Source organism: Parabacteroides distasonis (genome assembly GCF_004793765.1).
GTDB lineage: Bacteria > Bacteroidota > Bacteroidia > Bacteroidales > Tannerellaceae > Parabacteroides > Parabacteroides distasonis_A.
This window is the reverse complement of the sequence record NZ_SRYM01000002.1, coordinates 117,844-142,026: the sequence shown is the minus strand read 5'-3', so window position 1 is coordinate 142,026 and position 24,183 is coordinate 117,844. Positions and strand designations below refer to the sequence as shown.

The 24,183-nt window shown below is 37.9% G+C and carries 23 protein-coding genes and 2 pseudogenes; 23 read left to right on the top strand and 2 right to left on the bottom strand.

Going from position 1 to position 24,183, the window contains the following annotated elements:
- Nucleotides 1–125 precede the first annotated feature (125 nt).
- From E5342_RS01525 to E5342_RS01500, 6 genes are all read left to right on the top strand, one after another.
- Nucleotides 126–1,139 (top strand): 6-bladed beta-propeller, encoded by a 1,014-nt coding sequence (locus E5342_RS01525; protein WP_135958670.1) that lies wholly within the window; start codon nt 126–128, stop codon nt 1,137–1,139.
- Nucleotides 1,140–1,149: 10 nt separating this feature from the next.
- Nucleotides 1,150–2,154 (top strand): glycosyltransferase family 1 protein, encoded by a 1,005-nt coding sequence (locus E5342_RS01520; RefSeq protein WP_135958669.1) that lies wholly within the window; start codon nt 1,150–1,152, stop codon nt 2,152–2,154.
- A 176-nt stretch (nt 2,155–2,330) separates the two neighbouring features.
- Nucleotides 2,331–3,236 carry a helix-turn-helix domain-containing protein gene (locus tag E5342_RS01515; RefSeq protein ID WP_135958668.1) on the top strand — a complete coding sequence of 302 codons (906 nt, stop codon included), beginning with the start codon at nt 2,331–2,333 and terminating at the stop codon, nt 3,234–3,236.
- An 84-nt stretch (nt 3,237–3,320) separates the two neighbouring features.
- Nucleotides 3,321–4,427: a tyrosine-type recombinase/integrase gene (locus E5342_RS01510; RefSeq protein ID WP_135958667.1), complete on the top strand. Its 1,107-nt coding sequence runs from the start codon at nt 3,321–3,323 to the stop codon at nt 4,425–4,427.
- 8 nt (nt 4,428–4,435) lie between these two features.
- Nucleotides 4,436–4,801 carry a lipofamily protein gene (locus tag E5342_RS01505; RefSeq protein WP_135958666.1) on the top strand — a complete coding sequence of 122 codons (366 nt, stop codon included), beginning with the start codon at nt 4,436–4,438 and terminating at the stop codon, nt 4,799–4,801.
- Nucleotides 4,802–5,065: 264 nt separating this feature from the next.
- Nucleotides 5,066–5,950, top strand: a complete 885-nt coding sequence (locus tag E5342_RS01500) for a mobilization protein (RefSeq protein WP_135958665.1) — start codon at nt 5,066–5,068, stop codon at nt 5,948–5,950.
- A gap of 10 nt (nt 5,951–5,960) precedes the next feature.
- On the opposite strand, the gene E5342_RS01495 is transcribed toward E5342_RS01500, so the two are convergent.
- The gene (locus E5342_RS01495) at nt 5,961–6,893 is read right to left on the bottom strand and encodes a restriction endonuclease (RefSeq protein WP_135958664.1); all 933 of its coding nucleotides are present in this window, start codon (nt 6,891–6,893) and stop codon (nt 5,961–5,963) included.
- Between the two features lie 184 nt (nt 6,894–7,077).
- Here E5342_RS01495 and E5342_RS01490 point away from each other — a divergent pair, with 184 nt between their 5' ends.
- The 17 genes and pseudogenes from E5342_RS01490 to E5342_RS01410 all read left to right on the top strand — a co-directional run bounded on the left by E5342_RS01490 (nt 7,078) and on the right by E5342_RS01410 (nt 23,128).
- On the top strand, nt 7,078–7,443 hold the full coding sequence (locus E5342_RS01490) for a helix-turn-helix domain-containing protein (protein WP_135958663.1): 366 nt from the start codon (nt 7,078–7,080) through the stop codon (nt 7,441–7,443).
- Nucleotides 7,444–7,454: 11 nt separating this feature from the next.
- Entirely contained in the window at nt 7,455–8,831 is a 1,377-nt protein-coding gene (locus tag E5342_RS01485; RefSeq protein WP_135958662.1) for a DUF3987 domain-containing protein, read from the top strand.
- A 78-nt stretch (nt 8,832–8,909) separates the two neighbouring features.
- Entirely contained in the window at nt 8,910–9,989 is a 1,080-nt protein-coding gene (locus E5342_RS01480; RefSeq protein ID WP_135958661.1) for a DUF6371 domain-containing protein, read from the top strand.
- A gap of 138 nt (nt 9,990–10,127) precedes the next feature.
- Complete coding sequence (locus E5342_RS01475; protein ID WP_135958660.1) at nt 10,128–10,436, top strand: MobC family plasmid mobilization relaxosome protein; 309 nt, start codon at nt 10,128–10,130, stop codon at nt 10,434–10,436.
- A pseudogene (locus E5342_RS01470) lies at nt 10,426–11,367 on the top strand (relaxase/mobilization nuclease domain-containing protein). The gene E5342_RS01475 and the pseudogene E5342_RS01470 overlap by 11 nt, the downstream one beginning before the upstream one ends.
- Before the next feature lie 35 nt (nt 11,368–11,402).
- Entirely contained in the window at nt 11,403–11,795 is a 393-nt protein-coding gene (locus tag E5342_RS01465) for a hypothetical protein (protein WP_135958659.1), read from the top strand.
- A 105-nt stretch (nt 11,796–11,900) separates the two neighbouring features.
- Nucleotides 11,901–12,104 (top strand): helix-turn-helix domain-containing protein, encoded by a 204-nt coding sequence (locus E5342_RS01460; protein WP_135958658.1) that lies wholly within the window; start codon nt 11,901–11,903, stop codon nt 12,102–12,104.
- A 6-nt stretch (nt 12,105–12,110) separates the two neighbouring features.
- The gene (locus tag E5342_RS01455) at nt 12,111–14,126 is read left to right on the top strand and encodes a restriction endonuclease subunit M (RefSeq protein WP_135958657.1); all 2,016 of its coding nucleotides are present in this window, start codon (nt 12,111–12,113) and stop codon (nt 14,124–14,126) included.
- 9 nt (nt 14,127–14,135) lie between these two features.
- Nucleotides 14,136–15,536 carry a restriction endonuclease subunit S gene (locus E5342_RS01450; protein WP_135958656.1) on the top strand — a complete coding sequence of 467 codons (1,401 nt, stop codon included), beginning with the start codon at nt 14,136–14,138 and terminating at the stop codon, nt 15,534–15,536.
- Nucleotides 15,537–15,539: 3 nt separating this feature from the next.
- On the top strand, nt 15,540–16,328 hold the full coding sequence (locus E5342_RS01445) for a toll/interleukin-1 receptor domain-containing protein (RefSeq protein ID WP_135958655.1): 789 nt from the start codon (nt 15,540–15,542) through the stop codon (nt 16,326–16,328).
- 5 nt (nt 16,329–16,333) lie between these two features.
- Nucleotides 16,334–18,220: a hypothetical protein gene (locus tag E5342_RS01440; protein WP_135958654.1), complete on the top strand. Its 1,887-nt coding sequence runs from the start codon at nt 16,334–16,336 to the stop codon at nt 18,218–18,220.
- Nucleotides 18,221–18,222: 2 nt separating this feature from the next.
- The gene (locus E5342_RS01435) at nt 18,223–19,050 is read left to right on the top strand and encodes a GIY-YIG nuclease family protein (RefSeq protein WP_135958653.1); all 828 of its coding nucleotides are present in this window, start codon (nt 18,223–18,225) and stop codon (nt 19,048–19,050) included.
- A gap of 5 nt (nt 19,051–19,055) precedes the next feature.
- Nucleotides 19,056–19,454: a hypothetical protein gene (locus E5342_RS01430; protein ID WP_135958652.1), complete on the top strand. Its 399-nt coding sequence runs from the start codon at nt 19,056–19,058 to the stop codon at nt 19,452–19,454.
- Nucleotides 19,447–19,728 (top strand): hypothetical protein, encoded by a 282-nt coding sequence (locus E5342_RS01425; protein ID WP_007665830.1) that lies wholly within the window; start codon nt 19,447–19,449, stop codon nt 19,726–19,728. Before E5342_RS01430 ends, E5342_RS01425 begins: the two co-directional genes overlap by 8 nt.
- 43 nt (nt 19,729–19,771) lie before the next feature.
- On the top strand, nt 19,772–20,899 hold the full coding sequence (locus E5342_RS01420; protein ID WP_135958651.1) for a Fic family protein: 1,128 nt from the start codon (nt 19,772–19,774) through the stop codon (nt 20,897–20,899).
- Nucleotides 20,899–22,287 (top strand): annotated as a pseudogene (rhuM, locus tag E5342_RS01415) (RhuM family protein). The gene E5342_RS01420 and the pseudogene rhuM overlap by 1 nt, the downstream one beginning before the upstream one ends.
- 34 nt (nt 22,288–22,321) lie before the next feature.
- Nucleotides 22,322–23,128 (top strand): metallophosphoesterase, encoded by an 807-nt coding sequence (locus E5342_RS01410; protein ID WP_135958650.1) that lies wholly within the window; start codon nt 22,322–22,324, stop codon nt 23,126–23,128.
- A gap of 203 nt (nt 23,129–23,331) precedes the next feature.
- Here the strand turns inward: E5342_RS01410 and E5342_RS01405 are convergent, their stop codons facing one another.
- Nucleotides 23,332–24,183 (bottom strand): hypothetical protein, encoded by an 852-nt coding sequence (locus tag E5342_RS01405; RefSeq protein WP_135958649.1) that lies wholly within the window; start codon nt 24,181–24,183, stop codon nt 23,332–23,334.

The window sequence follows — 24,183 nt, the reverse complement described above, 5'->3', positions numbered from 1 at the left end:
ATTAAAGAGCCATGACCCTATTATTCGACATATATCCGGCCATCGGCCACTTGAACGCAAGTTTTGCTCTTGCGAATAAACGGCTGAGGAAAACATATCTTGCGACACTAAAAAAGATACCAGATATGAATAAAGCAGTATGCCTATTTCTTCTGATCGTTTTTTGTTGGGGATGTTCCTCTAACTCTACGACTGAAAAACACCAAGGCAAAAGAGATAATGTAATCAATGTTCGTGATCGGATAAAGGAGATCGTGATAGAAGATATCCTTGTCAATAGCTATTCATGGCCAATTGTAATAGATAATTATATGCTTATCACCGATTATAAAACAGCAAATGAGTTTGTACATATTTTTGATAAGAACGACTTTAAGTATATAACAAGTATTGCCCCAAGAGGACAAGGACCGGGAGAGATCGCACGTATAGGGTCTATAGAAGAAGATAAAATGAATCGTAAGTTTTACGTGTCAGATTTTGGTAAATATAAGATTTTTAGCTATGATTTGGATAGTGCGATAGCAGATCCGGCATATTTACCTATTGAAAAAATGACAATGAATGAACAACTAGTTATAGAGAAATACACATACATTAACGACACATTATCTATTGGAGTCATTATACAACGTTTAGGCAACGGTAATTTCAATCCAATTGTTGCAAAATTCAATATGGCAACCGGCAAAATAACACCTATGAGTTATACTACTCATCCGGATGTTAAAAAGAAACGTGTTTGTTTTGATATCTCTATGGAACATGGTATTTATGTGGAGACTTATATCCTTCATGATTTGATGACAATATGTAATCTAGATGGAACATTAAAGTATAATGTATATGGAACTGAGTGGAGTACGGAAACGCATGGCATTGACTATTATGGACCTGTGGTATTTTGTAATAATAGAATAGTCGCTCTTTACTCTGGAAATAAATCTTTCACAAATGGAAAGACTAATTATCCCACAAAATTTGTAGTTTTCGATTTGGATGGTAATTATCTAAAGACGTTAGAAACCGGATATCCGGTCATAAGATTTTGCTATGATAAAGACAATAACCGAATTTTAATGAGCCTGAATGCAGATATACAGTTCGCCTATCTAGATGTAGGAGACTTACTAAATTAATTAAAGAGCCATGACCCTATTATTCGACATATATCCGGCCATCGGCCACTTGAACGCAAGTTTTGCGCTTGCGAATCAGTGGCGGGAGAGACAGCATCGAGTTGTTTATTGTGCGGTAGAAGCCGAGCATAAAAAGATTATTGAGACTAAGGGATTTGAGTGTATCATGCTGGATTATCCCTTAGAGTCTGATAAACAGGAGCTACGTGTAAAAGGATTACGTTTTATTGGGGAGTGTTTCTCCTCTGTGTTTACACAAAAAAGGAAGCATGCCTTTTTCCGGGAAATAGCCGATTGGGAAAGCCGGATTACATCCTTATCTCCCGATCGTGTCTATTTGGATGCCCAATGCGCCTTGCGCACGGCCTTGTATCATAAGCTGGGAATCCCTGTCGTATTAGTAGAGACGATGCCGCTATCCCTTTATGACCCTTGGGTTCCTCCTTTCACCTCCGGCCTGATCCCTAAGCAGACAAGCATATCCAGGCTGGGTATACGCTTGGCGTGGGAAAAGATCGTGATAGCGAGAAAGATCAGGAACCTGTTTTTTTCTATGCTGCTATGTAGACAAGACTATTTCTCTTTGTATAAGAGGCTTTTCTTAGAATGTGGTTTCCCTTTTGAGGAGAAGATCGATTGGAGGCGGCCTTTTATAATAGGAATAAAAGAGAGTAAGATCCTCTCTATGAATCCCTCAAGCCTTGATTTTCCCCGTAAATATCCACCTAATTGCCAATATGCGCCCTCTAGAGTGGACTTGATGCGGGAGGATCCCATGCTCAACCAACGATATGCCCGGGTCATGGAGGAGGTTTGTTTACAGAAGCAGCAACGCCCAGATACCAAGATCATCTATTGTTTTTCAAGTACCGTTATGGGGTTTGAAAAACGATCTAAGATCATTTTCATGAAAATAAGGGATATTTGCTTACGGCAAATAAGTGGTGATTACCAACGATCAGCATATATCATCAACGATTATCAAGGCGTTCATTTTGAGCGCCTTTCTTTTTAGCCTTATAAGCGATGGTTATCGTTTATAGGGCTTTTTCAGCTCATTTTTGTACCGCATTTGTTGCTCGCTTGTTGAAGACCGAAAATCCAGCGGAAAGGTAGTAGAGAAACTATACGCCATTTTACACGGTTTTACGAGAATTTACAGTAATAACGGAGAAATAAAGATGAATTAAAATGAGCAGTAACCTGAAAATTAAGCGAATTTGCGCTTGGTGCGGTAAAGAGTTTATCGCCCAGAAAACAACAACGGCTTGTTGTTCCAAACAATGCGCCAACGCTCTTTATAAAAAGAAGAAGCGTGACGAAGTAATCAAGGCTAACAATCAATTTGTGGAAAAGAAGATTAATGAAAAGCCTATTGAAAAAATCAAAGACAAGCCATTTCTCACAATTACCGAGACTGCAATCTATCTCGGGGTAACCCGACCTACCGTTTACGGATACATTAAACGAGGTGAATTAAAGGTCACTCGATTAGGTTTCAAATACCTTTTGAAGAAAGAGGATATTGATGAGTTATTCAATAATCCAACAGAGTTCCATACTCCAACAAAAGAAAAAGCCCCCATCACCGACTTCTACACCACAGCCGAAGTCAAAGAGAAATACCATGTAAACGAGTCATGGATATTTGTGGTAGCCAAGAAGAATAACATCCCTCGGACTTTCAATCGTGGCAAAACCTATTGGAGCAAGAAGCACATGGACGCTTACTTCGCCAAGAAAGCCCCGAATCCCGACATTACCGAATGGTACAGCACACAGGAAATGCAGGAAAAATTCGGCATGACCTTATCTGCCATCTACACTTTCGTTTCCAAGAATGCCATCCCCAAAAAGAAAGAAGGCATCATGGTGTACTATTCCAAGAAACACGTGGATATAGCCAAAGGCGTGGCAGCACCCGAAGAACCGCAATATTATACGGTTGCCGAAGCAATGGAGAAGTTCAATCTCACCCGTGACCAGCTCTATCATTATGCGAAGTATCATAATATCCCAAAGGTCAAGAAGGGCAAATACACGCTTATCTCCAAGCCCGAATTAGATAAGCTACTTGCAGCCCCAAAGATTGAATAAGTTATTTATCGGTGAATGTTGCCACCATTGAATCACTCTATTCCTTTGCACCAAACAAATGTAAAACTCTAAATATTAATCAGTATGACACACACGTGTACAAAAGTAACAGTTCGTCAGAGAGCGATTCGTAACAATCGCATCTCCTTGTATCTAGATTATTATCCGGCAGTTCGTAACCCCGAAACGATGCAGATGAGTCGCAGGGAATACCTCGGCATCTACATCTATGCCTATCCTAAGAACGAGATGGAACGGGAGTTCAACAACGACATGTTGAACAAGGCAGAGGCTATCCGTTGTATCCGGGTACAATCACTCATCAATGAAGAGTTTGGTTTCTTGGATAAAACCAAACAAAAAGCCGACTTCCTCGCCTACTTCAAGAAGATGTGCCGAAACAAAGACCAGAAATGGCAATTCGTCTATCAGCATTTCTACAACTTCGTCAAGGGGCAATGTACCTTTGGCGATGTGAATGTGGACTTATGCAAGAAGTTCCGTGAGTACCTGCTAAACGCCAAGCAGCTCAAACACAGCAACCGCCCTATATCCCTCAATTCGGCATCCGGCTACTACTCCACTTTCAGAGGATTGTTGAAGATTGCCTATCGAGACAAATGGTTGCGTGAAAACATCAATGACTATCTTGATAAGATTGAACCGCAAGATGTGAAGAAAGAGTACCTGACACTGGACGAAGTGAAGCAACTTGCCGCCACTCCTTGCGACATCCCCGTTCTGAAAGCAGCTTCTTTGTTTGCTTGCCTGACAGGGCTACGCATCAGCGATATTCTCAATCTTCAATGGGAAGATTTTGCCATTGCTCCCGACCAAGGCTATTGCTTGCGTATCAGAACACAGAAAACCCAAACGGAAGCGACCCTTCCCATAAGTTACGAAGCCTACGAGCTATGTGGTACACCCGGAACTGGCAAGGTATTCAAAGACTTGAAACGAAGTATGATTAATTATCCGCTGAAAAGCTGGCTCAAAAAGGCAGGAATAACGAAACCGATAACCTTCCACGGATTTCGTCACTCATATGCCGTCATCCAAATATCCTTAGGTACAGATATTTACACGGTCTCAAAGATGCTGACGCATAAAAACGTATCCACAACTCAAATATATGCCGATTTGGTCAATTCCAAGAAACGAGAGACTGCCAATAAAATATCACTCAAATAGATATAATTATGAAACGAGGAATCATAACAAATAACGGACAAGGCATCTATATTTCTGATGGCGAAGTATGGATGACCTCTTGGGAGATTGCCGCCTTGCTTTATACAACAGCAGGAACTATCCATGCAGCAATCAAGAGAATCTTGAAAGCTAATGTTTTAAAGAGCTACGAAGTTTGCAAGTACATCAAATTGGAGAATGGGAACAATGCCGATGTGTATAATCTCGATATGGTTATAATCCTATCCTATCAGATTGACACCGGGCATTCCGCTGCATTTAGGAAATGGCTAATAAACAAAGTCGCTCGTAAACAAGATTACAACCTCCTGTTATATTTCAACAAGGATACAAACCATACATTGTATTGCTAATAAGCAATATCTCTATACCCTATTGATTATCTGCATTGTTTACCTTAAATGATGCAGATAATTTTTGTTTTTAAGATACACAAGCCTATTTACCCAACTATTTTCATCCAAAAGCAAGAAATTTGCAATACGCTTATTATTAGGAGTGTAACGTGGTGAAAAGTGATGAAATATATCGTCAAAAGCCCATTAACAGGCAAAACTATGGATTTTCTCAAAAATTAATCCTATATATTTGCACACAAACGATTAATACATCTCACTATGGAACAGAGAAAGATAGAACATATAACATTGCATCTGATTGTTTTTGGTACAATCGCAATCATTGGTGTTTTAGCCCGCCAGACCGTACTTCACTATGGCTGGGACGAGTTCAGCAGCTACCTCATATTGGTGGTATGCTCCATTATCATGGGGGCTATCTATCTCAATCTGCAAATGGTATTCAGACAACTCCTTTCACCTACAATAGAAAAGTGCTTTATGAGATTTGAATGCTATCGCAACAAGGCTGTAGTCGTAGAAGCTCCAGCAGCAAACTCGGAACTTGCCGGAAGTTCTATAAATTCAAAACCTATCATTTCTGAACCTGAACCCGAAATTGAAATCGAAACTACATCTGACATAACAGAAGAAGTTTCTACTCTATCATATTACGAACCCAACGAAGATGTGGCAGAACTTCCAAAGGAGGAAACCACGCCTTCTACCAACAACACATCTATCGAAGAATCCGACCAGCCATCAGAATACGAGATTCTTCGTGCAAACGCTATGGCAGAGAAAGAACGTGCCTCACAAGAAAAACTCAATAAGGTTATCGCATACACAAAACAAACTTTGGTTTCCTATCTTGATGAAACGGCACTTAATCGCTTGTGTGGATATGTGGCAGAATATTACTTGTTAGATACTCTGCCTAAAGTTGAACCAATAAAGGTCGATTCTCAGTTAAAGACCATTGACATCATGCACTTTGGATGGAATATCGGCAAGGCATTCAGTAAGCCACGCTTACAGACCGCCACTTTTATAAAGAGGGTATTTACCCATACCCTCCGTGATTCGGAAATATCTACTATTGAACGTAAAATGTCGCATACAGAATCAGAATGCAAGATTAAATTAGATAGAAAAATTGCATAACGCAATACCATTAGGCATTGTCCATTACATCCCAGTAGTCCATATCCATTTTCATGACTTTAAGGACTTTCTCTGTTTGCAATCCCAAGCCATAGTCATAAATATATTCTGTTAATTGCTGACCATTTATCAGGATAATAGTTGGTGAACCGTTAAGGCTTTCCACATATTCCATCGCACCTTTAGAATAATCAGAGGTGGTGATGAATACACCTTTCTTGGATGGTGTTCCTGCAACAGCTCCTACAAAGCTCTGAACCTCATGACGCTGAACATTATTATCTAAAGCATATCGCTTTGCCTGTATGGATATATGATTAAATCCTAAAATATCTTCTTTAATGATACCATCTATACCACCATCATTAGATAGTTTCGTTACAACACCTGAGTTTTTGACCTCGCCACCATACCCCATTGCTTGAAGTAATTTCACAACTAACCGTTCAAATTCTTGTGGCTTTTTACTTAATATAGTTGTCAGAATTTGAGATTGCACATTCTGCTTTATCCTATCATAAGAATCAGCTAATTCTTCTTCCGGTGTACGTTCATCATCATTTCCCAAATGGGAAGAAGTGTTGTTAGCATCCTTATTTTTAGAACTTTTCTTCGGAGTTTTCGCATTCACTGTTACTTTGATGAACTCATTTATTTGTTTCTCCGTGCATGAAGAAAGCATAGACAGTCCCTTTTCGCTGATTTTATAATCACCTCTTTGGGGCTTTTCTACAAGACCTGCAATAAAAAGATACGATAAAGCCCACGAAATACGGTCTAAGAATATTTCGCCATTACCAGAAGGATACCAAGCATTCATTTCCTCATCGGTCAATCCAAAATGCTTAGCCAAAGGAATGCGTAAATCTTTAGCTCTCATAACTATCCCGGCACTTAATTCTTTCAATGCCTGTATCCGTATTTCTTCAAATTGCGGTATCATAAACGACAAATTTGTTTTATAGCTTCAATAACCACTGGTATTTCATGACACAAAGGTACTTAAATTACTCGTAATCATCACTTATTACCATCAAAAAGTTATTCATCAGTTATATTTTGGTGAATGATTCCACCATTGAAACACCTGTTTCCTTTGCCGTCGAACAATTAAAAACGATTGGCGTATGCAAAAAGAAACAGTAACATTTGATAAGCTGCCCGAAGCGGTAGGTTATCTGACCGAACAGGTCATCGAGTTGAAAAAGATGGTAGCGGAACTCCAGCCACAGCCATCTGACAAACATGTGTTGGTAGAAATAGAGGATGCTTGCCGTATCATCCGAAAAGCCAAGCCTACCATTTATACATTGGTACGCAAAGGACTGCTTCCTGCCTATAAGAAAGGTAAGAAACTCTATTTTTACGAAGACGAGCTTCTGGCTTGGATTGAGAACGGACGAAGAAATAGTGCGGAACAGACTTATGAGGAAATGCTTGCCAATATGCAAGGTGGTGTCCGCCATAAGCCTAAATCGTCAATGAAACTTTAATGGTTGTGGTTATGGATACATATTCTATTAATCCGGCATCCATTATTGACGAAGCGGTTGATTTAAGTATGCGATTGGCTGGCACTGATTTCCCAATCAGCATATTTCCGACAAAAATCCAACGCATCATCAGTGAGGTACACGAATGCCATAATTACCCTACCGACTACATTGCCTCTGCAATTCTTACAGCGATTGCAGTTGGCATCGGTAACACGCATCTTGCCCAAATCAAGCAAGGGTGGGTAGAAAGCCCTATCCTGTATATGGCATTGATTGGAAGACCGGGAGCAAACAAAAGCCATCCGCTTAGTTTTGCGATGAAACCGTTTCTTGATTACGACTATCAGCAGAATCAAGTCTTTGAAAAAGCACTTGCAAAGTATGATGAACTGATGAGTATGAGCCGCAAAGAACGAACGGAAAGTGGTGAAGAGCAATTTCCACAGGAGCCAATCCGTAAACGCTTCTTGATTTCGGATGTAACACCTGAGGGATTGAGCCTCATTCATGCACAGAACAAACGTGGTTTATGCTTGTGGGCTGACGAGTTATCCGCTTGGTTCAAGAACTTCAACCGCTATAATAACGGTTCGGAAGAACAGTTCTGGTTGTCGGTGTTCAGTGCCAAGACCACTATATCCGACCGCAAGAATGCCAAAAGTTCCATCTTCATCAAACGACCATATATCTCTGTTATCGGCACTATCCAAAAGAAGATTCTCAGTGAACTGGCTAAGGGCGAACGCTCCAGTAACGGATTCATTGACCGTATTCTGTTCGTGATGCCAAACCTGCAACAGAAGGCACGTTGGAATGACAAGGAACTGCCGGAGTGCATCGAACAAGAATGGAATGCCATTATTGATAAGCTGATACAACAGGAATATGTCCTCAATGAGTTTGGAGAGATAGAACCACATATTCTTCTTTTCAAGGAGGATGCTAAGAGACGGCTTTACGAATGGCAGCACCATTTCTCTGAGTTGTGCGACCGAGAGACAAACGACACTATTGTGAGTATCTATTGCAAATTGGAAATATACATTATCCGTTTCTGTCTGATTATCCAATTAGCACGATGGACTTGCGGAGAATGTGATAAGACCTGTATCGACCTGTTGACAGTGGAACGAGCAATCAAACTGACGGAGTATTTCAAAGAGTCTGCATTGAACGTTCAAAATGTCCTCAATGAAAATACGCTCAACAGCCAACAACAGACAATAGTCAATCTGCTTCCTCCATCCTTTACAACCGCCCAAGCTATACAGATAGCCGAACAAAACGGGATGAAGGAGCGCACGTTTCAACGCTTTCTCAATGACAACATCGGAACATTGTTTCGCAAAGAGAAACATGGAGAATATTCAAAGATTAACCCGTGACATTTTTGTCGGTATTGACACTTTCCAAGCGAAAACGACAATAACGACAAAAGTGACACACTAAAAAAGAAACATACAATGAGTACACATAGATTCATATTAGAACCCTACAAAGGTGTCAGCACTCGGCATACTTGCCCGAACTGTCACCGCCAAAGATGCTTTTCCAAATACATTGATACAGAGAAGCAAATCAAGTTCCCAGAATACGTGGGGCGTTGTGACCATGAGCAGAAATGCGGTTATCACTTCACGCCTCGTGATTACTTTGAGCAGAATCCATCTGAGAAAGAAAAGTTTGCTGAGAATAGCTTCGGAAGTTATACACCTATTAAAGAAGCAAAACCGATAGCCATCTCCTACATGGATTTGGATATAGTCAACCAATCATTGCGTAGCTATCCAGCGAATAAGTTGTTTCAATTTCTATCGGCTCAGTTCGGAGAAACAGAAACATTAAAGCTCATGAAGAGATACAAGGTTGGTACTTCTAAATATTGGGACGGTGCAACCGTATTCTGGCAAACGGACAATCAGAATAAAATCCGTACAGGTAAGATAATGCTTTACAATTCCGAAACAGGTAAGCGGATAAAAGAGCCATACAATCATGTCACGTGGGTACACTCCGTACTGCACAAGGGCAATTACAATTTGAAGCAATGCTTCTTCGGTGAGCATTTGCTTCCTGAAGACAAAAACCGTCCTGTTGCACTGGTCGAAAGTGAGAAAACGACACTTATTGCTTCCTACTATCTACCGCAATTCCTATGGATAGCATCCGGTGGAAAGAACGGTTGCTTCAATGCCAACAGCCTATCCGTTCTGGCTGGAAGAAGCGTTGTATTATTTCCCGATTTAGGAGCGACAGACTATTGGCAGAGCAAAATCGGTCTGATGAAAAGCTACGGAATTAAGGTGCAGATGTTCGATTATCTGGAAGTCAACGCCACCGAAAACGAGCGAAAAGAGGGGTACGACATAGCCGATTATCTGCTCAAAGTGAAGCCTGATGAAGCTATCCTCCAACAGATGATAAGGATGAATCCTGCCTTGAAAACACTGATAAAAACATTCGATTTGAAACTCATTAGCATACAACATGGCACTCCACAACCGAAGGTTTCACCACCTAAGAAAAGAGGATTCAGACTTTGAACTCAGAGAGAGAAATTGAGACTTTTTTACTGTAGCAAGTTAATGTCGGTGTATTACATTTCCCGACCACTTGCTCCTCAAAAAGTCTGAGGATACGGCTTCCGATGGTCACAAATTATTCACTAAAAACAAATTCAAATGGAAAAGAAATATACAATAACACTCCGCCTGTCATATCAGCAACACGCATGGTTAGGTGCGCTTTGCAGGCGGAGCAAGCAAACCAAGAGCGAAGTCATCCGTTCACTCATCGAGAACGGTTCGGTACGTGGACGAATCACGCAAGAGCATATCCACATCATCCGGCAACTGATTGGCGAAAGCACCAATCTTAACCAGTTGGCAAGACAAGCAAACACCTACGGTTTCTTTGCCGTTGCGGATAGATGCGAAGAAATGGCTCAACACATTAATCAACTTATAAAACGACTGAAAGATGATAGGTAAACAGACTAAAGGAACATCATTCGGTGGTTGTGTCCGCTATGTCCTCAAAGAGGAAAAATCCAAACTATTGGAAGCGGTTGGAGTAGAAGGTACGCCCGAATAGATGGCAGAGCAATTTGAGTTACAAGCATTACTCAATAACAAGGTAAAGAATATTGTCGGACACACCTCGCTCAACTTCTCACCGGAAGATAGCGCAAGGTTAAAGTGCGATGATGCTCTGATGCTGAGCATAGCGCACGACTATATGAAACTAATGGGTATTGAGAATACGCAATACATCATTGCCCGGCATATCGACCGTGAGCATCCACATTGCCATATCGTTTTCAACCGAGTGGACAATGACGGCAAGACGATTAACGACAAAAATGACTTCCGAAGGAATGAGAAAGTATGCAAAATGCTGACTGCCAAATATCGCTTGCACTTTGCCAATGGTAAAGACCATATCAAAGAGAAACGTTTGCGCCCCTATGACAAGGCAAAGCACGAGATATACAAGGCATTGAAAGAAGAACTGCCCAACGCTCATTGTTGGGATGATTTGAAAGATGCGCTTGCAGACCGAGACATTGATATGAATTTCAAGGTCAGCCGAACTACACGGGAAATACAGGGTGTCAAATTTGAGTACAACGGTTTTTCTTTCTCCGGATCAAAGGTCAGCCGAGAGTTCAGCTACCTGAATATCGGCAACCGATTGGAAGAGAATGCTTGTGCATCCTTGTTGGAGTCAACCAAGCAGGAACCCAGACATAAGGAAGATAATGTACAACAAAGCGTTTTCCATTCCGATGATGGCTCAAGCATCAGTCTCGGCTTGCTAAACTGCAACTCATCCTACGATGCCGCTGCAGCAGAAGAAGCCGAGTTCAATCGCCTGATGAAAAAGAAAAAGGCTAAGCGCAAGCGAGGCTTTCATTTATAATCCACTTTTTATTAACACTTTAAATTCAATTATTTATGGAAGATTTGATTCTTGATTTCAATCTCTACTTGTGTGAGAAGTTCGGCTACAGAAACAGTTGTAGCGTGATGCAAAATGCCAATGGCTTTTGTGTGAACATCAGTGAACGTGATCTGGACTGCTACATCCGCTTCTGGGAATATAGCTGTGGAAGAGGTAACTTCCCCGACTGGTCTATCATCATTGTGCGCAGTAACTTCAAGAAGAACCAAGCAGAAAGCCTGAAAGATTTGGCTCGTTTCTTCAAGGAGTACATGCCACGCTACGATTACAAATACCTCTGCACCGAAGACGATGACTACGAGTATTATCAGACACTTGGTTTAAAGTGTATAATGGACGGTTTTTGCCCCAATTACGCACTTGCACTGAAAGATTTGAATGTCTGATACATGGTTTTAAAAAAAAAGGAGGGGATTTTCCTCTCCTTTTCTCTTTGTATAGCATAATATTTTATATCTTTGTATCCGGATAGATGATATAAAAATAAAACAATGGATAAACCCATGAATCGAATAAAAGAGGTGCTTGAAGAAAAAGGAATCAAGCAAACTTGGCTTGCAGAGAAACTCGGTAAAAGTTTCTGTATAGTCAATGCCTATGTCTGCAACAGACGACAACCAAGTTTGGAAGTTCTGTTTGAAATAGCAAAGATTCTTCAAATTAACCCCAAAGATTTAATTGATAGCAGAAATTAATGTATTATGGCTAAGACTCAAGACGAAATAAAAGAACTACTTTCCACTGATTTATTTAAAAAAGGAATAGCAAATAATTATATCGCTATCAACAGCGACAATAGTTATATAACGTATCATTGCAAAAATAATACAAGACGTAAGCTCAGCAATCCAGAGGAATTTGTACAAGCTACGGCTTTTTTAATGCTTGTCATTGACTATAATTATTCTCCTCTGAATATATCTGTCAATGAAAATGTTCAAGTAGGCTCCTCAACAAAAGAAGCGGATATTCTTGTCTATAATGAGACAAATTCCAAAATATTGATTGTGGTTGAATGTAAAGAAGAACAAATAAACGAAAGACAATTTCAGATTGCTGTTGATCAGGCATATAGCTATGCCCATTCTTTGGCATGTCAGTATATTTGGGTTACGTCAGGGATTAAGAATGAATATTTTGAAATTGTAGAGCTATATCCTGTTGAACGAATAAGTATTACCGACATTCCCAAACGAGCTGGGAAAGTTGAAAGGTATAAATATATAAAAGGAGCAAAAGAACCTCAAGCCGGGACACAAGCAGAATTGAGACAAAAGTTTAAGTCTGCTCACGATGCTTTGTGGGGTGGCGGTGCTTTAGCTCCTACTACGGCTTTCGATGAATTAGACAAGCTTATTTTTTGTAAGATATGGGACGAGAAATGGAGAGACAATGCTCCAAAAACTAAAGGTGAGCCGTTTGCTTTTCAGATCATATCTTATCCAGAAGACAAAGATGACAAACAGAATCTGAAAGCTAAAACGGAACTTGAAAAACGTATTCGAGAATTATATGAACATGGACGTAAGAAAGATCCTGAGGTTTTCAAGGATGATATAAAATTGGATAAGCACAAGATATATACAGTTGTGCAGTATCTTCAAGATATAAACCTCTCCAAAACAGATCTTGACGCAAAAGGTGTCGCCTTTCAAAGTTTCATGGGCGAGTTCTTCCGTGGAGATTTTGGACAATTTTTCACACCTAAGCCAATTGTAGAGTTTATCGTTAATTCTATAAATATTGATAAGGACTGGAAGGTACTTGACACCTCTTGTGGAAGTGGTGGTTTCTTGCTCCATGCGCTAAAAGCAATACGTGACGAAGCCAATGAAATATACGGTGAGGATGCAGGAAGTGCATCATGGAAGGATTATTGGCATGAGTTTGCCGAAAAACATTTGTTTGGCATTGAAATCAACGAGCAAATATCTCGTGTTGCAAAAATGAACATGATAATTCATGATGACGGTCATACCAACATCATCACGAATGACGGTCTTAAGAACACCAAGACATTAGAGATCGAAAATCGCAACCTCAAATTTCAAGATGGAACGTTTGATTTAATTATGACCAATCCTCCATTTGGTTCTACTATTAAAGCCGATGAAGTAAACTATTACAAAGAATATGAGTTATTTGAAAAGAATCTTGGCATAACTGAAATAAAAGACCGTATTGCAGATGACAATAATAAAAAGAAATGGCGTACCTCTCAAAGTACAGAAGTCCTGTTTCTAGAGCGATGCCATAGATATCTGAATGAAGAAAACGGATATTTGGCAATAGTCGTTCCTGATAGCATCCTGACAAACTCAACAAGTCAATATGTACGTGACTGGCTCATAGAGAAACTCCGAATATTAGCAGTGGTATCTCTACCGCAACATACATTCTCGCATGTCAAAGCCGGTGTAAAATCTTCTATCTTGTTTCTCAGAAAGCACCCGAAGGGTGTCACACAGAAATTTGAACAAACGCTAAAAGAAGTCAAGACTATTGTTCAGAAAGAAAAAAGTCTTGATAAAGACCAACGTGCAGAACGGATACTAGATCTTTACAAAGAAAGAATATTTCAATTTATCAATGACTATAAAGTATTGATGATAGAAGTCGAGAACATTGGATATGATGCTACAGGTAAAAAAATTGAGGGCAGTGAACTTCCAGAAGTAGCGAATAAGATTAATCGTTTTATATGTTCCATTAAATAGATACGAATAATGACAATTAATGATATAAACATTTCTGATATTATTCAAGCCCGTCGAATGGATCCCATATTTTTTAGATATGGAACAAGTCTATTTGGGGAAAAATATAAATTGGAATCAATAGGTTCTTGTATTATAGATATACAATCAGGCGTTGGTGCAGGAAAGGGAGACCAAGCATCAGAGACAAATGGTATTGTGCAAATACGTCCTACAAACATAGATAAAGATGGTCTTTTAGTATTTGATAAAAATGTTTATGTACCCATAGAAGCCAATATGCCATCATTAAAAGAAAATGATGTTTTATTTAATAACACGAATAGCCAAGAGTTAGTAGGTAAGACAGCGATTTTTAGAGGAAATGAACCATATAGATTTTCAAATCATATAACCAGAATAAGGGTAAACCAAAATAAGATATTGCCCGAATATCTGTGGATAATATTGAATCTATATCAACGTAAATCTATTTTTTATTCCATTTGTACGAATTGGAATAATCAGTCTGGCATAGGGAATGAGCTGCTGAAATCTACAAAAATTCCACTCCCTATATTGGAAAAGCAAAAGGAAATAGTAGGGCTATATACTAAAGCGCAAGAAGCAAAACTGACGAAAGAAAAAGAAGCAAAATCCTTGCTAGATAGTATAGACTCTTTCGTGTTAAAGAACATGGGAGTAGCTTTACCCTCAAAAGATATTTATGTAAAGGTAAATGTAGTTTCCTTATCTCAATTAATTGGCAATAGGTATGACCCTTATTACCATAATGAATACTTTGAAGAAGCATTCAAACATCTAAAAGATACCTCCAATTACAAATTGGTAAGATTAAGTGATATTACCGTATTGATAACAAGTGGCATTACTCCAAAATCAGGCGGTGATGATTATACTGATTCTGAACATGGTGTAGCATTCATCAGAAGTGGCAATATTGACATTATGGGCGAAGTAGATTTTGATAATTTATTATACATAAAACGCAATGTCCATAATACTCGAATGAAGTCATCTAAAGTACAAAACGGTGATATAATGATTGCTATTGTTGGCGCAACAATAGGACAAGTTGGAATTTACCATTCGTCTCGTGAAGCAAATATCAATCAGGCAATAGCTTTAGTAAGATTGAAAGATGGGTATAATCCGGAATATATTAAGGAGGTAATAAAATCTTCAATAGGCCAACTTAATCTAGATCGCCTTAAACGACCAGTAGCCAGGGCTAATATAAATCTTGAAGAAATTTCCTCTATGCTTATTCCTGTGCCTGAAATCGAAATTCAAAATGAGATAGTAAAAAGTGTTGTTTCAATACGACAACAAGCAAAACGACTTCAAAAAGAAGGAGTCGAATTACTTGAAATAGCAAAACAAGAAATAGAAAAAATAATATTAGGATAATATATGAAAGAAGATATTTATAGCATTGCACGTCAATGCCAAACAATCATAAAGACGCAAGTAAGAATTACACGGAATAAAATACCATATTCTCATTTGAATCTTATATTTACAGATTATGACATTAATGGTGAGATAAAGCTATTAGAAACAAAATTATTGGCTTTAGTGCAAAATATCAAAGTCAAATATCTGACAATATCCCAGTTGCTACAGAAACATATAGATCAATATGATAATGATAAAATTATACATTTAAGTGCTATTGAAGCCATTGTTGACTGTATAGTTTCTTTGGAAAAGAAAGATGTAAATAGTAAGCGAATTTTTATAAGCCATTCGTCCAAGGATAAGGATATTATTGAAAAATTTGTTGATTACATCTTGCAACTCGGTATAGGAATAGAAGCTGAGAACATATTCTGTACTTCAATTGAAGAAATGGGAGTAAAAAATGGTGAGGATATTCGTAAACACATACAAACAAATATTCAAAATGTAGATTATGCGTTCTTGATAATTTCTAAAAAATATAAGGCCAGCGAAATCTGTATTAATGAAATGGGGGCAGTATGGGCTTACGACAACAAAGTACGATTATATCTTTTACCTAATGTAAATTTTAATAAAATAGGTTGGTTGTGCGACACCCGAAAGGCAGAAATGATAAATTCATCTATAGCCTTAGATGCACTACATAAAGAAATGATAGAATATTTTGGATTACCGGATAAGGAAATCTGGAGTCGCCAAAGAGAAGCATTTCTAAAATATATAAATAGTATCAAGTAGTGATTATGGCAAAGTTAGAAGGAATAATATATACTGCATTTAGAAGTTATATTGTGTTACGGGGGTTTGCTTCTATCGGAGGATTAGCAAAAATCTCTAAAAAGCCAGCATCTTATCAAAGAGATGCAAATGAACAACACAAAGTTGAGATCGTTCATTATTTAAACGATTTAAAGTCCTATTTCCCAGAAATCACTTTGGCTTGTAGAGTTAGCGATTATGAGGGACTTATGAGAAGTATAGGTGATGATAAAGATGTTAGTAAAGAAGATAGCATATATGTTAAAGGTTTACGTATATTGAGTGAACGATTGCCTATTGGTAGAGATAGAGCAAGACACGCATATTTGGAAATTGATAATCCCAATGAAGAAGAGAAACTTCTTAGGGTCGATGGGAATCACCGTCTAGAACCTTTTAGTACTGATATAGAATGGTGGCATCAGTTTATATCAGATAGGTCCCCGATAAAGGATGAGACTGATCCTGAGAAAATTCAAGGTTGGCTAAATCATCGAGCAAAAACATACAAAAAAGAGATTGCCGAAAAAATTGTGCCATTTACTATCATTATGTCTGAAGCAAAGGATGCTGATAATTTTGAAGCAAAGATATTCCATGATATAAATTTCAAAGCTTTACCTCTACGCGAAGAAGCGAGCTTAAAAATTATATCTGAACTGAGTGCTTTCAATGATAAAGAAAAGTTAGGTCAAGAGTACCCTTTAGCACTGGACTTAATCGAAATTGTTAAAACTGGACAGTTTAATGCAATCCCATGGCTGTCTGTCGCCAATGACATTTCCAACTCTTATTATCGGACAGCCTGTTTATCCATTGTAAGATTATTGCTTTCTCAAAAAGATGTCATATCTTCCAGAAGAAAGGAGAATATTTGCAAATGGAAAGAGTTAAGACAAAACATCTTCATTATTGAACAACAAATAGAAACACTAAATGCTCAAATAACAGTAAAAAATATCGAGATTCAAAAAATTGAATTCGAACATCCTGATTTTGCAAATTTGTCTAAATATAAAGAAACAGTATTTGAAAGAGAACAGCTTATAGAAGAATTGTCGCTTAAAAAAAGCGATAGAAAAGAATTAGAATACAAAGAAGACCATCTAATATATAAGGCAAAAAATCTTCGTCGTTTTATAAAACACTGTGACAATAAAGCTCTTATTATAGAAGTGCTTTATTCATTAACTGTGATATACAAATCTTTTGAAAAAGATGCTTTGGGGAATATCGCATTCTTATGTGCGCTTGTTTATTATGCAATTTTGGATAAAAATCAAATGCAATCATTTATAGATTGGGCTAAACGTAATGGCATAAACAAAATCGTAGAACCTGATGATTTATCAAAAGACGCAGCGATTAATCTTATAACAATGTTTGAACAAATATATCAAACAAAAAAGAATGAAATTTTCATCTCCATGCAATTCGGGGATTCACAAAGCGAGCTTATATATGAAAAAATAGTGCGAGCTGTAGAAATGTTCAATATGAGACATAAAAGTATTCATTTAAATGCCACCCCTATTCGTATTGATCGCACTATAGAATCAAGCAGCTTTTCAATACAAAATAAAATATTGGAAGCTATCAAATCATGCAGTTTAATTATAGCAGACTTAAGCAGTTCCAACATTAATGTATATCATGAAATTGGATATGCAATGGGAGTTGCAGAATCTCATAATATGATTCCCAATATGATACTGTTGTATAAAGAAGATACTGATCACAATAAGGAAAAAAAGGATATAGACAAATTCATAGGATTTAATCTTCGCAACTTATCTCAATTGCGTTTCAAAGACTATAAACAACTTGTAGATAGTTTAGTTGAACGATTAGAAAAACATTATGGTGTATAATTATGGGCAAAACAGTAACAACATATTTAATTGACGGAGACCCGAAAGGAACTCAATATGCATTCATTAGCAATAAGATTTGCCAAATGTTTGTCGTGCCACGTTCTAATCTCTCTTATTTGAATACACAAGAGAAGTTGCAAAAACCTGCGTTTTACATATTACTAGGTGAAGATGAATCAACCAAGCCAAAGGCATATATAGGTGAAACGGAGAACTTTAAAGAACGTGTAAAAGACCATGATAGCAAAAAATCGTTTTGGCAAAAAGCACTCATATTCGTATCGAAAGATGCCGATATGACTAAAGTTGATGTGCAATACCTAGAACATAAAGCGATAGCCGAAGCCAAGAAAGCAAACGCTTTTGTTTTAAGTGATAATAAACAAATCCCTAAAGCACCAAATCTACCAGAACATCAACAGGACTCAATGGATGAATTTTTCGAAGATGTGAAGTTTCTGGCATCATTCATCGGTTGCAATATCTTTGAAGTATCACAACCCAAAGAAGAACATCTATTCTACACCAAAGGTAGAGGATGCAATGCAAAGGGCTTCTACAGTTCTGATGGCTTTACAGTCCTAAAAGGGAGTGTTGTAGCCAAAACAATGGTTCTGTCTTTCAACTGGAAAGAAAAACGAGAGAAGATGCTTCAAAATTACACTTCCAATGAAAATGGGATATTGGTATTAACATCGGATAAAACCTTTTCAAGCCCCAGTACTGCCGCAGATTTCTGTATTGGTAGCAGCAATAACGGCTGGTTGGTATGGAAAGACAAAGATGGAAATACTCTAGATTCTGTTTATAGAAAACAATTAGAATAAAAGAGATGAAGATATTTTCTAAAATTCACAACTTTCTATGTGATACAAGTAGAGTGAACTGTGAACTGCAGTGGGTAAAAAAAGGATGGTACATAATATTGTTAATTATCTCATCAATATATGTGTTCAAAAACTTTGATACACTTGTGAATCAATGCTTTATTTGCAAATTTGACGGAAATAGTTTAATATTAATTTTATGGTTATTATTATTAATAATGCCTCTTATCAATAGTATAGAAGGATACGGTTTTAAGCTTAATAAAGAACAAGCTAAACAAGATGAAATAACACATAAAGTCAAACTCTTAAGAGACGATGTTATTAAGCAAAGTGATACTCTAGATCCGACCGAATTAGAAAAGCAATTAAAAGACATTCAAAAAGAACATACAAATGAATAATTATAATAGAAATCAAGAATTAACCCGCAAATATATTCGTGAATTGATTGATGACGGATTAAAACAGATGAAAGATTATAATCTTTCAGAGGACTTGTATGGTGTATGGCTAAAATATTCTCAACAAGTTTTGGAAATAACAACCAAAGATTATAATCCTGCAATCTTATTGAATTATCTTAGTGTAATTATGTCAATTAATCCACAATTAAAACCTTACCAAAAAATTGGGATATGTTTGGATTATCTTATAGGTATACTAAGAATTATTTAACATCAACCAATATAATAGAAGCGGATTAATTCAGACATATTCAATGATTAACTTCGACGAATACATCCAACAAGGCGAGCCGCAAAAGCGAGAAAAAGGCTATGCGTGGCAAACGGCAATAGGACTTCAAGCAGTAGATGGCTTGAAGCCCTCCGAATATCTTATTGAGACTGCTCGCAAGCATATTGAGGGAGACATAACCATTGATGAAGTACAACAACTTATCAAGAGTTACTACGATTCAAAAGAGATTCGTACAGAAAAGGATAATGAAACAGAGGAAGCCGATAAAGTTTCTGCCAATATAACCAAGCTATTGAATGAGCGTTCATTTGCTTTTACCGTCGCTGGATTGACCGCCATTCATCGACGGATATTTGATGGGGTATTCAAGTTTGCCGGACAAATCAGAGATTACAATATCACCAAAAAGGAATGGGTGCTTCGTGGTGATACCGTATTCTATGTATCTGCTCCCGACATTCGTAGAGCCATAGAATATGACCTTGAACAAGAAAAGGCGTTTGATTATACAGGATTGAATATAAATCAAATAGTAAGTCATATTACCCAATTCGTATCCGGGTTGTGGCAGATTCATCCGTTTGGAGAAGGCAATACCCGAACAACAGCAGTGTTTACCATCCAGTATTTACGCTCAATGGGATTCAATGTCGAAAACGACCTTTTTGCCAATCATTCTTGGTATTTCCGTAATGCTTTGGTTAGAGCAAATTATCAAAATATACAAAAAGGCATCAAAAGAGAGTCTGTGTATTTGGAACGGTTCTTCCGCAACCTATTGATAGGAGAAAACAATGAATTGAGGAATCGTTTCATGGTGGTTAATGCTCCTGAAGATATGGCTATCTCCACCCCGACAAGTACCCCGACAAGTACCCCGACAAGTTCGGATAATCCTTTGCAAATAGATAATGAGAATATCATTCGCTTAATAAAGGCTATTGCAAACAATAGATTATCTGTCAAAGAGATAATGGCTTTCATAGGATTAAAGAACCGTGAGAATTTTATGGACTATTCACTGAATCCCGCCCTGAAAGAGGGATTTGTTTCTATGCTCTACCCAGACAAGCCCCGTCATCCTCGTCAGAAATATCTGTTGACGATTAAAGGATTGGCGGTGTATAATTCCAACAATCTGAAATGATGATAAACGAGAACAACATATCCTCTATTCAATCCGACTTTGAACAGATTAAAAAGCGAGACGCAAAAGGTTTAGAATATTGGACTTCTCGTGAGCTGTGCAACGCATTAGGCTATAGTACATACCAAAAATTCAATCGTACTCTAACCAAAGCTATCGCCATTGCCAATAAGAAAGGTCGTAACACTGCCGAGCATTTTAATCCTACGTTTGAAATGGTCAAACTAAATTCCGGTTCCTTTCATAAGGTAGAGAATATACATCTATCACGAATAGCCTGTTTGCTAATTGCCGAAAATGCCGATAGCAAGAAGCCGCAAGTGCAAATGGCAAGGGAATATTTCAAACAAGAAATATCAACTACTGAATTAATCAACAATAGTCTATCATCCAATATATTACTATATAAGACGAAACAAGGAGAAAGTCGTATAGAGGTCATCTTTAATAGTGAAACATTTTGGATCTCACAAAAGCGAATGGCCGATTTGTATGGTATCGAAACGAATACGATTAACAACCATCTGAAAGAGATATTCAAAAGTGGAGAATTGGAGGAGAACTCAGTTATTCGAAAAATTCGAACAACTGAACTTGATGGCAAGAACGATGATATATTGTTCTATAATTTGGATGCGGTTATTGCCGTTGGGTTTCGTGTGGGCAGTTATCAAGCGAGCCAATTTCGGATGTAGGCCACATCGGTTCTAAAAGAAATGATCATAAAAGGATTTGTATTGGATGATGAACGCTTGAAACAGGGCAAACATTTTGGCAAAGATTATTTTGACGACCTATTAGAACGTATCCGAGAGATACGAGCTTCAGAACGTTGGTATTATCAGAAAATCACCGATGTTTATGCCGAATGTAGTGCCGATTATGATCCTAAGGCTGAGACCACCCTACAATTCTTCAAGAGGGTGCAAGATATGATGCATTGGGCTACTTCCCATCAAACGGCAGCCGAAATCATCTATTCAAGAGCAGATGCCCAAAAGCCCCATATGGGACTTACCACGTGGAAAAACGCTCCTAACGGCAGAGTCCAAAAGTCGGATACAATTATCGCCCAGAATTACCTATCAGACAAGGAAGTCTCTGTTTTCAATCGTCTATCAACCGCTTTCCTTGATTTGGCCGAACTTCGTGCCGAACGGCAAATCATCTCCACTATGGCAGATTGGAAAAAGCAATTGGATGATTTCTTGACTCTGTATGAGTATGATAAATATAATAAGGTTGACACCATTTCCTTCGAACAAGCGAAAGAAAAGGCATACACTGAATATGATAAATTCCGTTTGATTCAAGACAAAGAGTTTCTTTCAGATTTTGATAAAGAAATCAAGGCATGGAAAAAGAAAGGATTGTTTGGTAAGGATTAATTCTATCTATAAACACTATTAACAGGAACATAAGATGAATCATAGTAACACATTCTCACTATCTTTTCCCGAAGCCAAGACAATTATTGTCTCCGGTGACATTCATGGAGACTTTAATCAGTTGGTGTTCAAACTCTGCATCCAATATCAGCTTACAGATACTTTGCTAATTGTAGCTGGGGATTGTGGCTTTGGCTTCGAAAAGAAAGAGTACTATGAGCAGATGGTTAGACGAAATGTCAAGCGAATGAACCAAGCCAACAATTGGATTGTGTTTGTGCGTGGTAATCATGATAATCCGGCTTATTTTAATGGTTCAACGTTCAACTTCAAACGCTTCATTGCTGTTCCCGATTATACTATTCTACAAGCCTGTGATCATACCATCCTTTGTGTTGGCGGAGCTATCTCTATTGACCGTATCTGTCGCATAAATGAATGGAATAAACGCAAATACCGTGTTCATTCAAATGAGTCACAAGAAAACGATATTTCTCGCAATTTGTATTGGCAGAACGAAGCTCCTATTTACGATTCTGATAAGCTGAATACCATCCGTGCAAACTTCTTGATTGATACAGTTGTCACACATACCGCACCTTCATATTGCGAACTATTCTCAAAAAGCAATCTTAACCAATGGGCTGAGAACGATCCTTCATTGATTGAGGATATACAATTTGAACGAAAAACGATGGATATGCTTCTAAACCATCTCAAAACCAACAATCATCCGATAAATCATTGGTATTATGGGCATTTTCATCAAAGTTGGCATTCTGCTATTGATGGAATACTATATCAGATGCTCGATATTATGGAATTCTGTCAAATATATTGATTTATACCATTTCGGGTATAATAATGATGCAATAGACAGAATTATACCCGATAGGATATAATAGTTGTTACCTGAATATAAGTGTTCCTATTAGGGCATACAAATATTTTCCATAGTGGACAACGGAAGCAATTACATTTTTTCAAGCGAATAAATCTGACTTATTACACTTTTTAAAACGAATAAAAGATGAGGGAGCAATATCAATGTTCAAACATAATATATCCTTCTTGGTCATAACCTTTTCGTTCATGATGGATACGATCTATCAACTGCTGCAAATCACACTCATCTGACTTAATGTCCTTAAAACGACAATACTGTTCATCGTATCTTTTTCCGGAACCGGACTTCAAACGAGAGTCAATATCGAAAGGAATTAGAAATGAAGAACGTTCCGCTCCTAAATATTGTTGAAATTCAAAGAGAAATATGCCAATACCTGCTAAATCAAAATCACCGAAATGAAGATAATGATTGGGAATAGTACATAGCCATCTTCTAAGATCTGTTGATTGTGGGTAGCGGGACACAAAGAGTGCTTTTTTCGGAAGCTTATGCGCTTGAAGATATTTTTCGAAAAATACTCTTTGATTGCGAATCATTCTGAAATTTTCCATATTCTCGATACCTATCACTACTACGTCTTTAGGTATTGTGAACGTCTCCCATTCTGCGACAAAAACAAAACTCCCTTTTTGTGGGTTTACCATAAAAGGTTCTCCGTTAAGCCTACACCCAATAGGCTCATAGCTGTTTACAGGGAATCCTGGGCAGGAACGAACCATAACAAGTTTGGAGTTACCTGTTTCTGTCGCCATAGAAGCGCGTGAATCTGAGATATTTACTTCGAGAATGCGATAGTTTTCATCCTTATCGATCAGAAATCTTTTTAAAGCTTCAGTATCACGGGCACGATATGATTTTCTTGAGCCGTGGGAGGTAACTAATAGCATACCCTCGGTCAATAGTTCATCCCGTAACTTACTGCTTAGTTTTGAACCTGTGACTTGTTCACCTGCTATCAATGCTTGTATAGACGCACTTATTGCCAT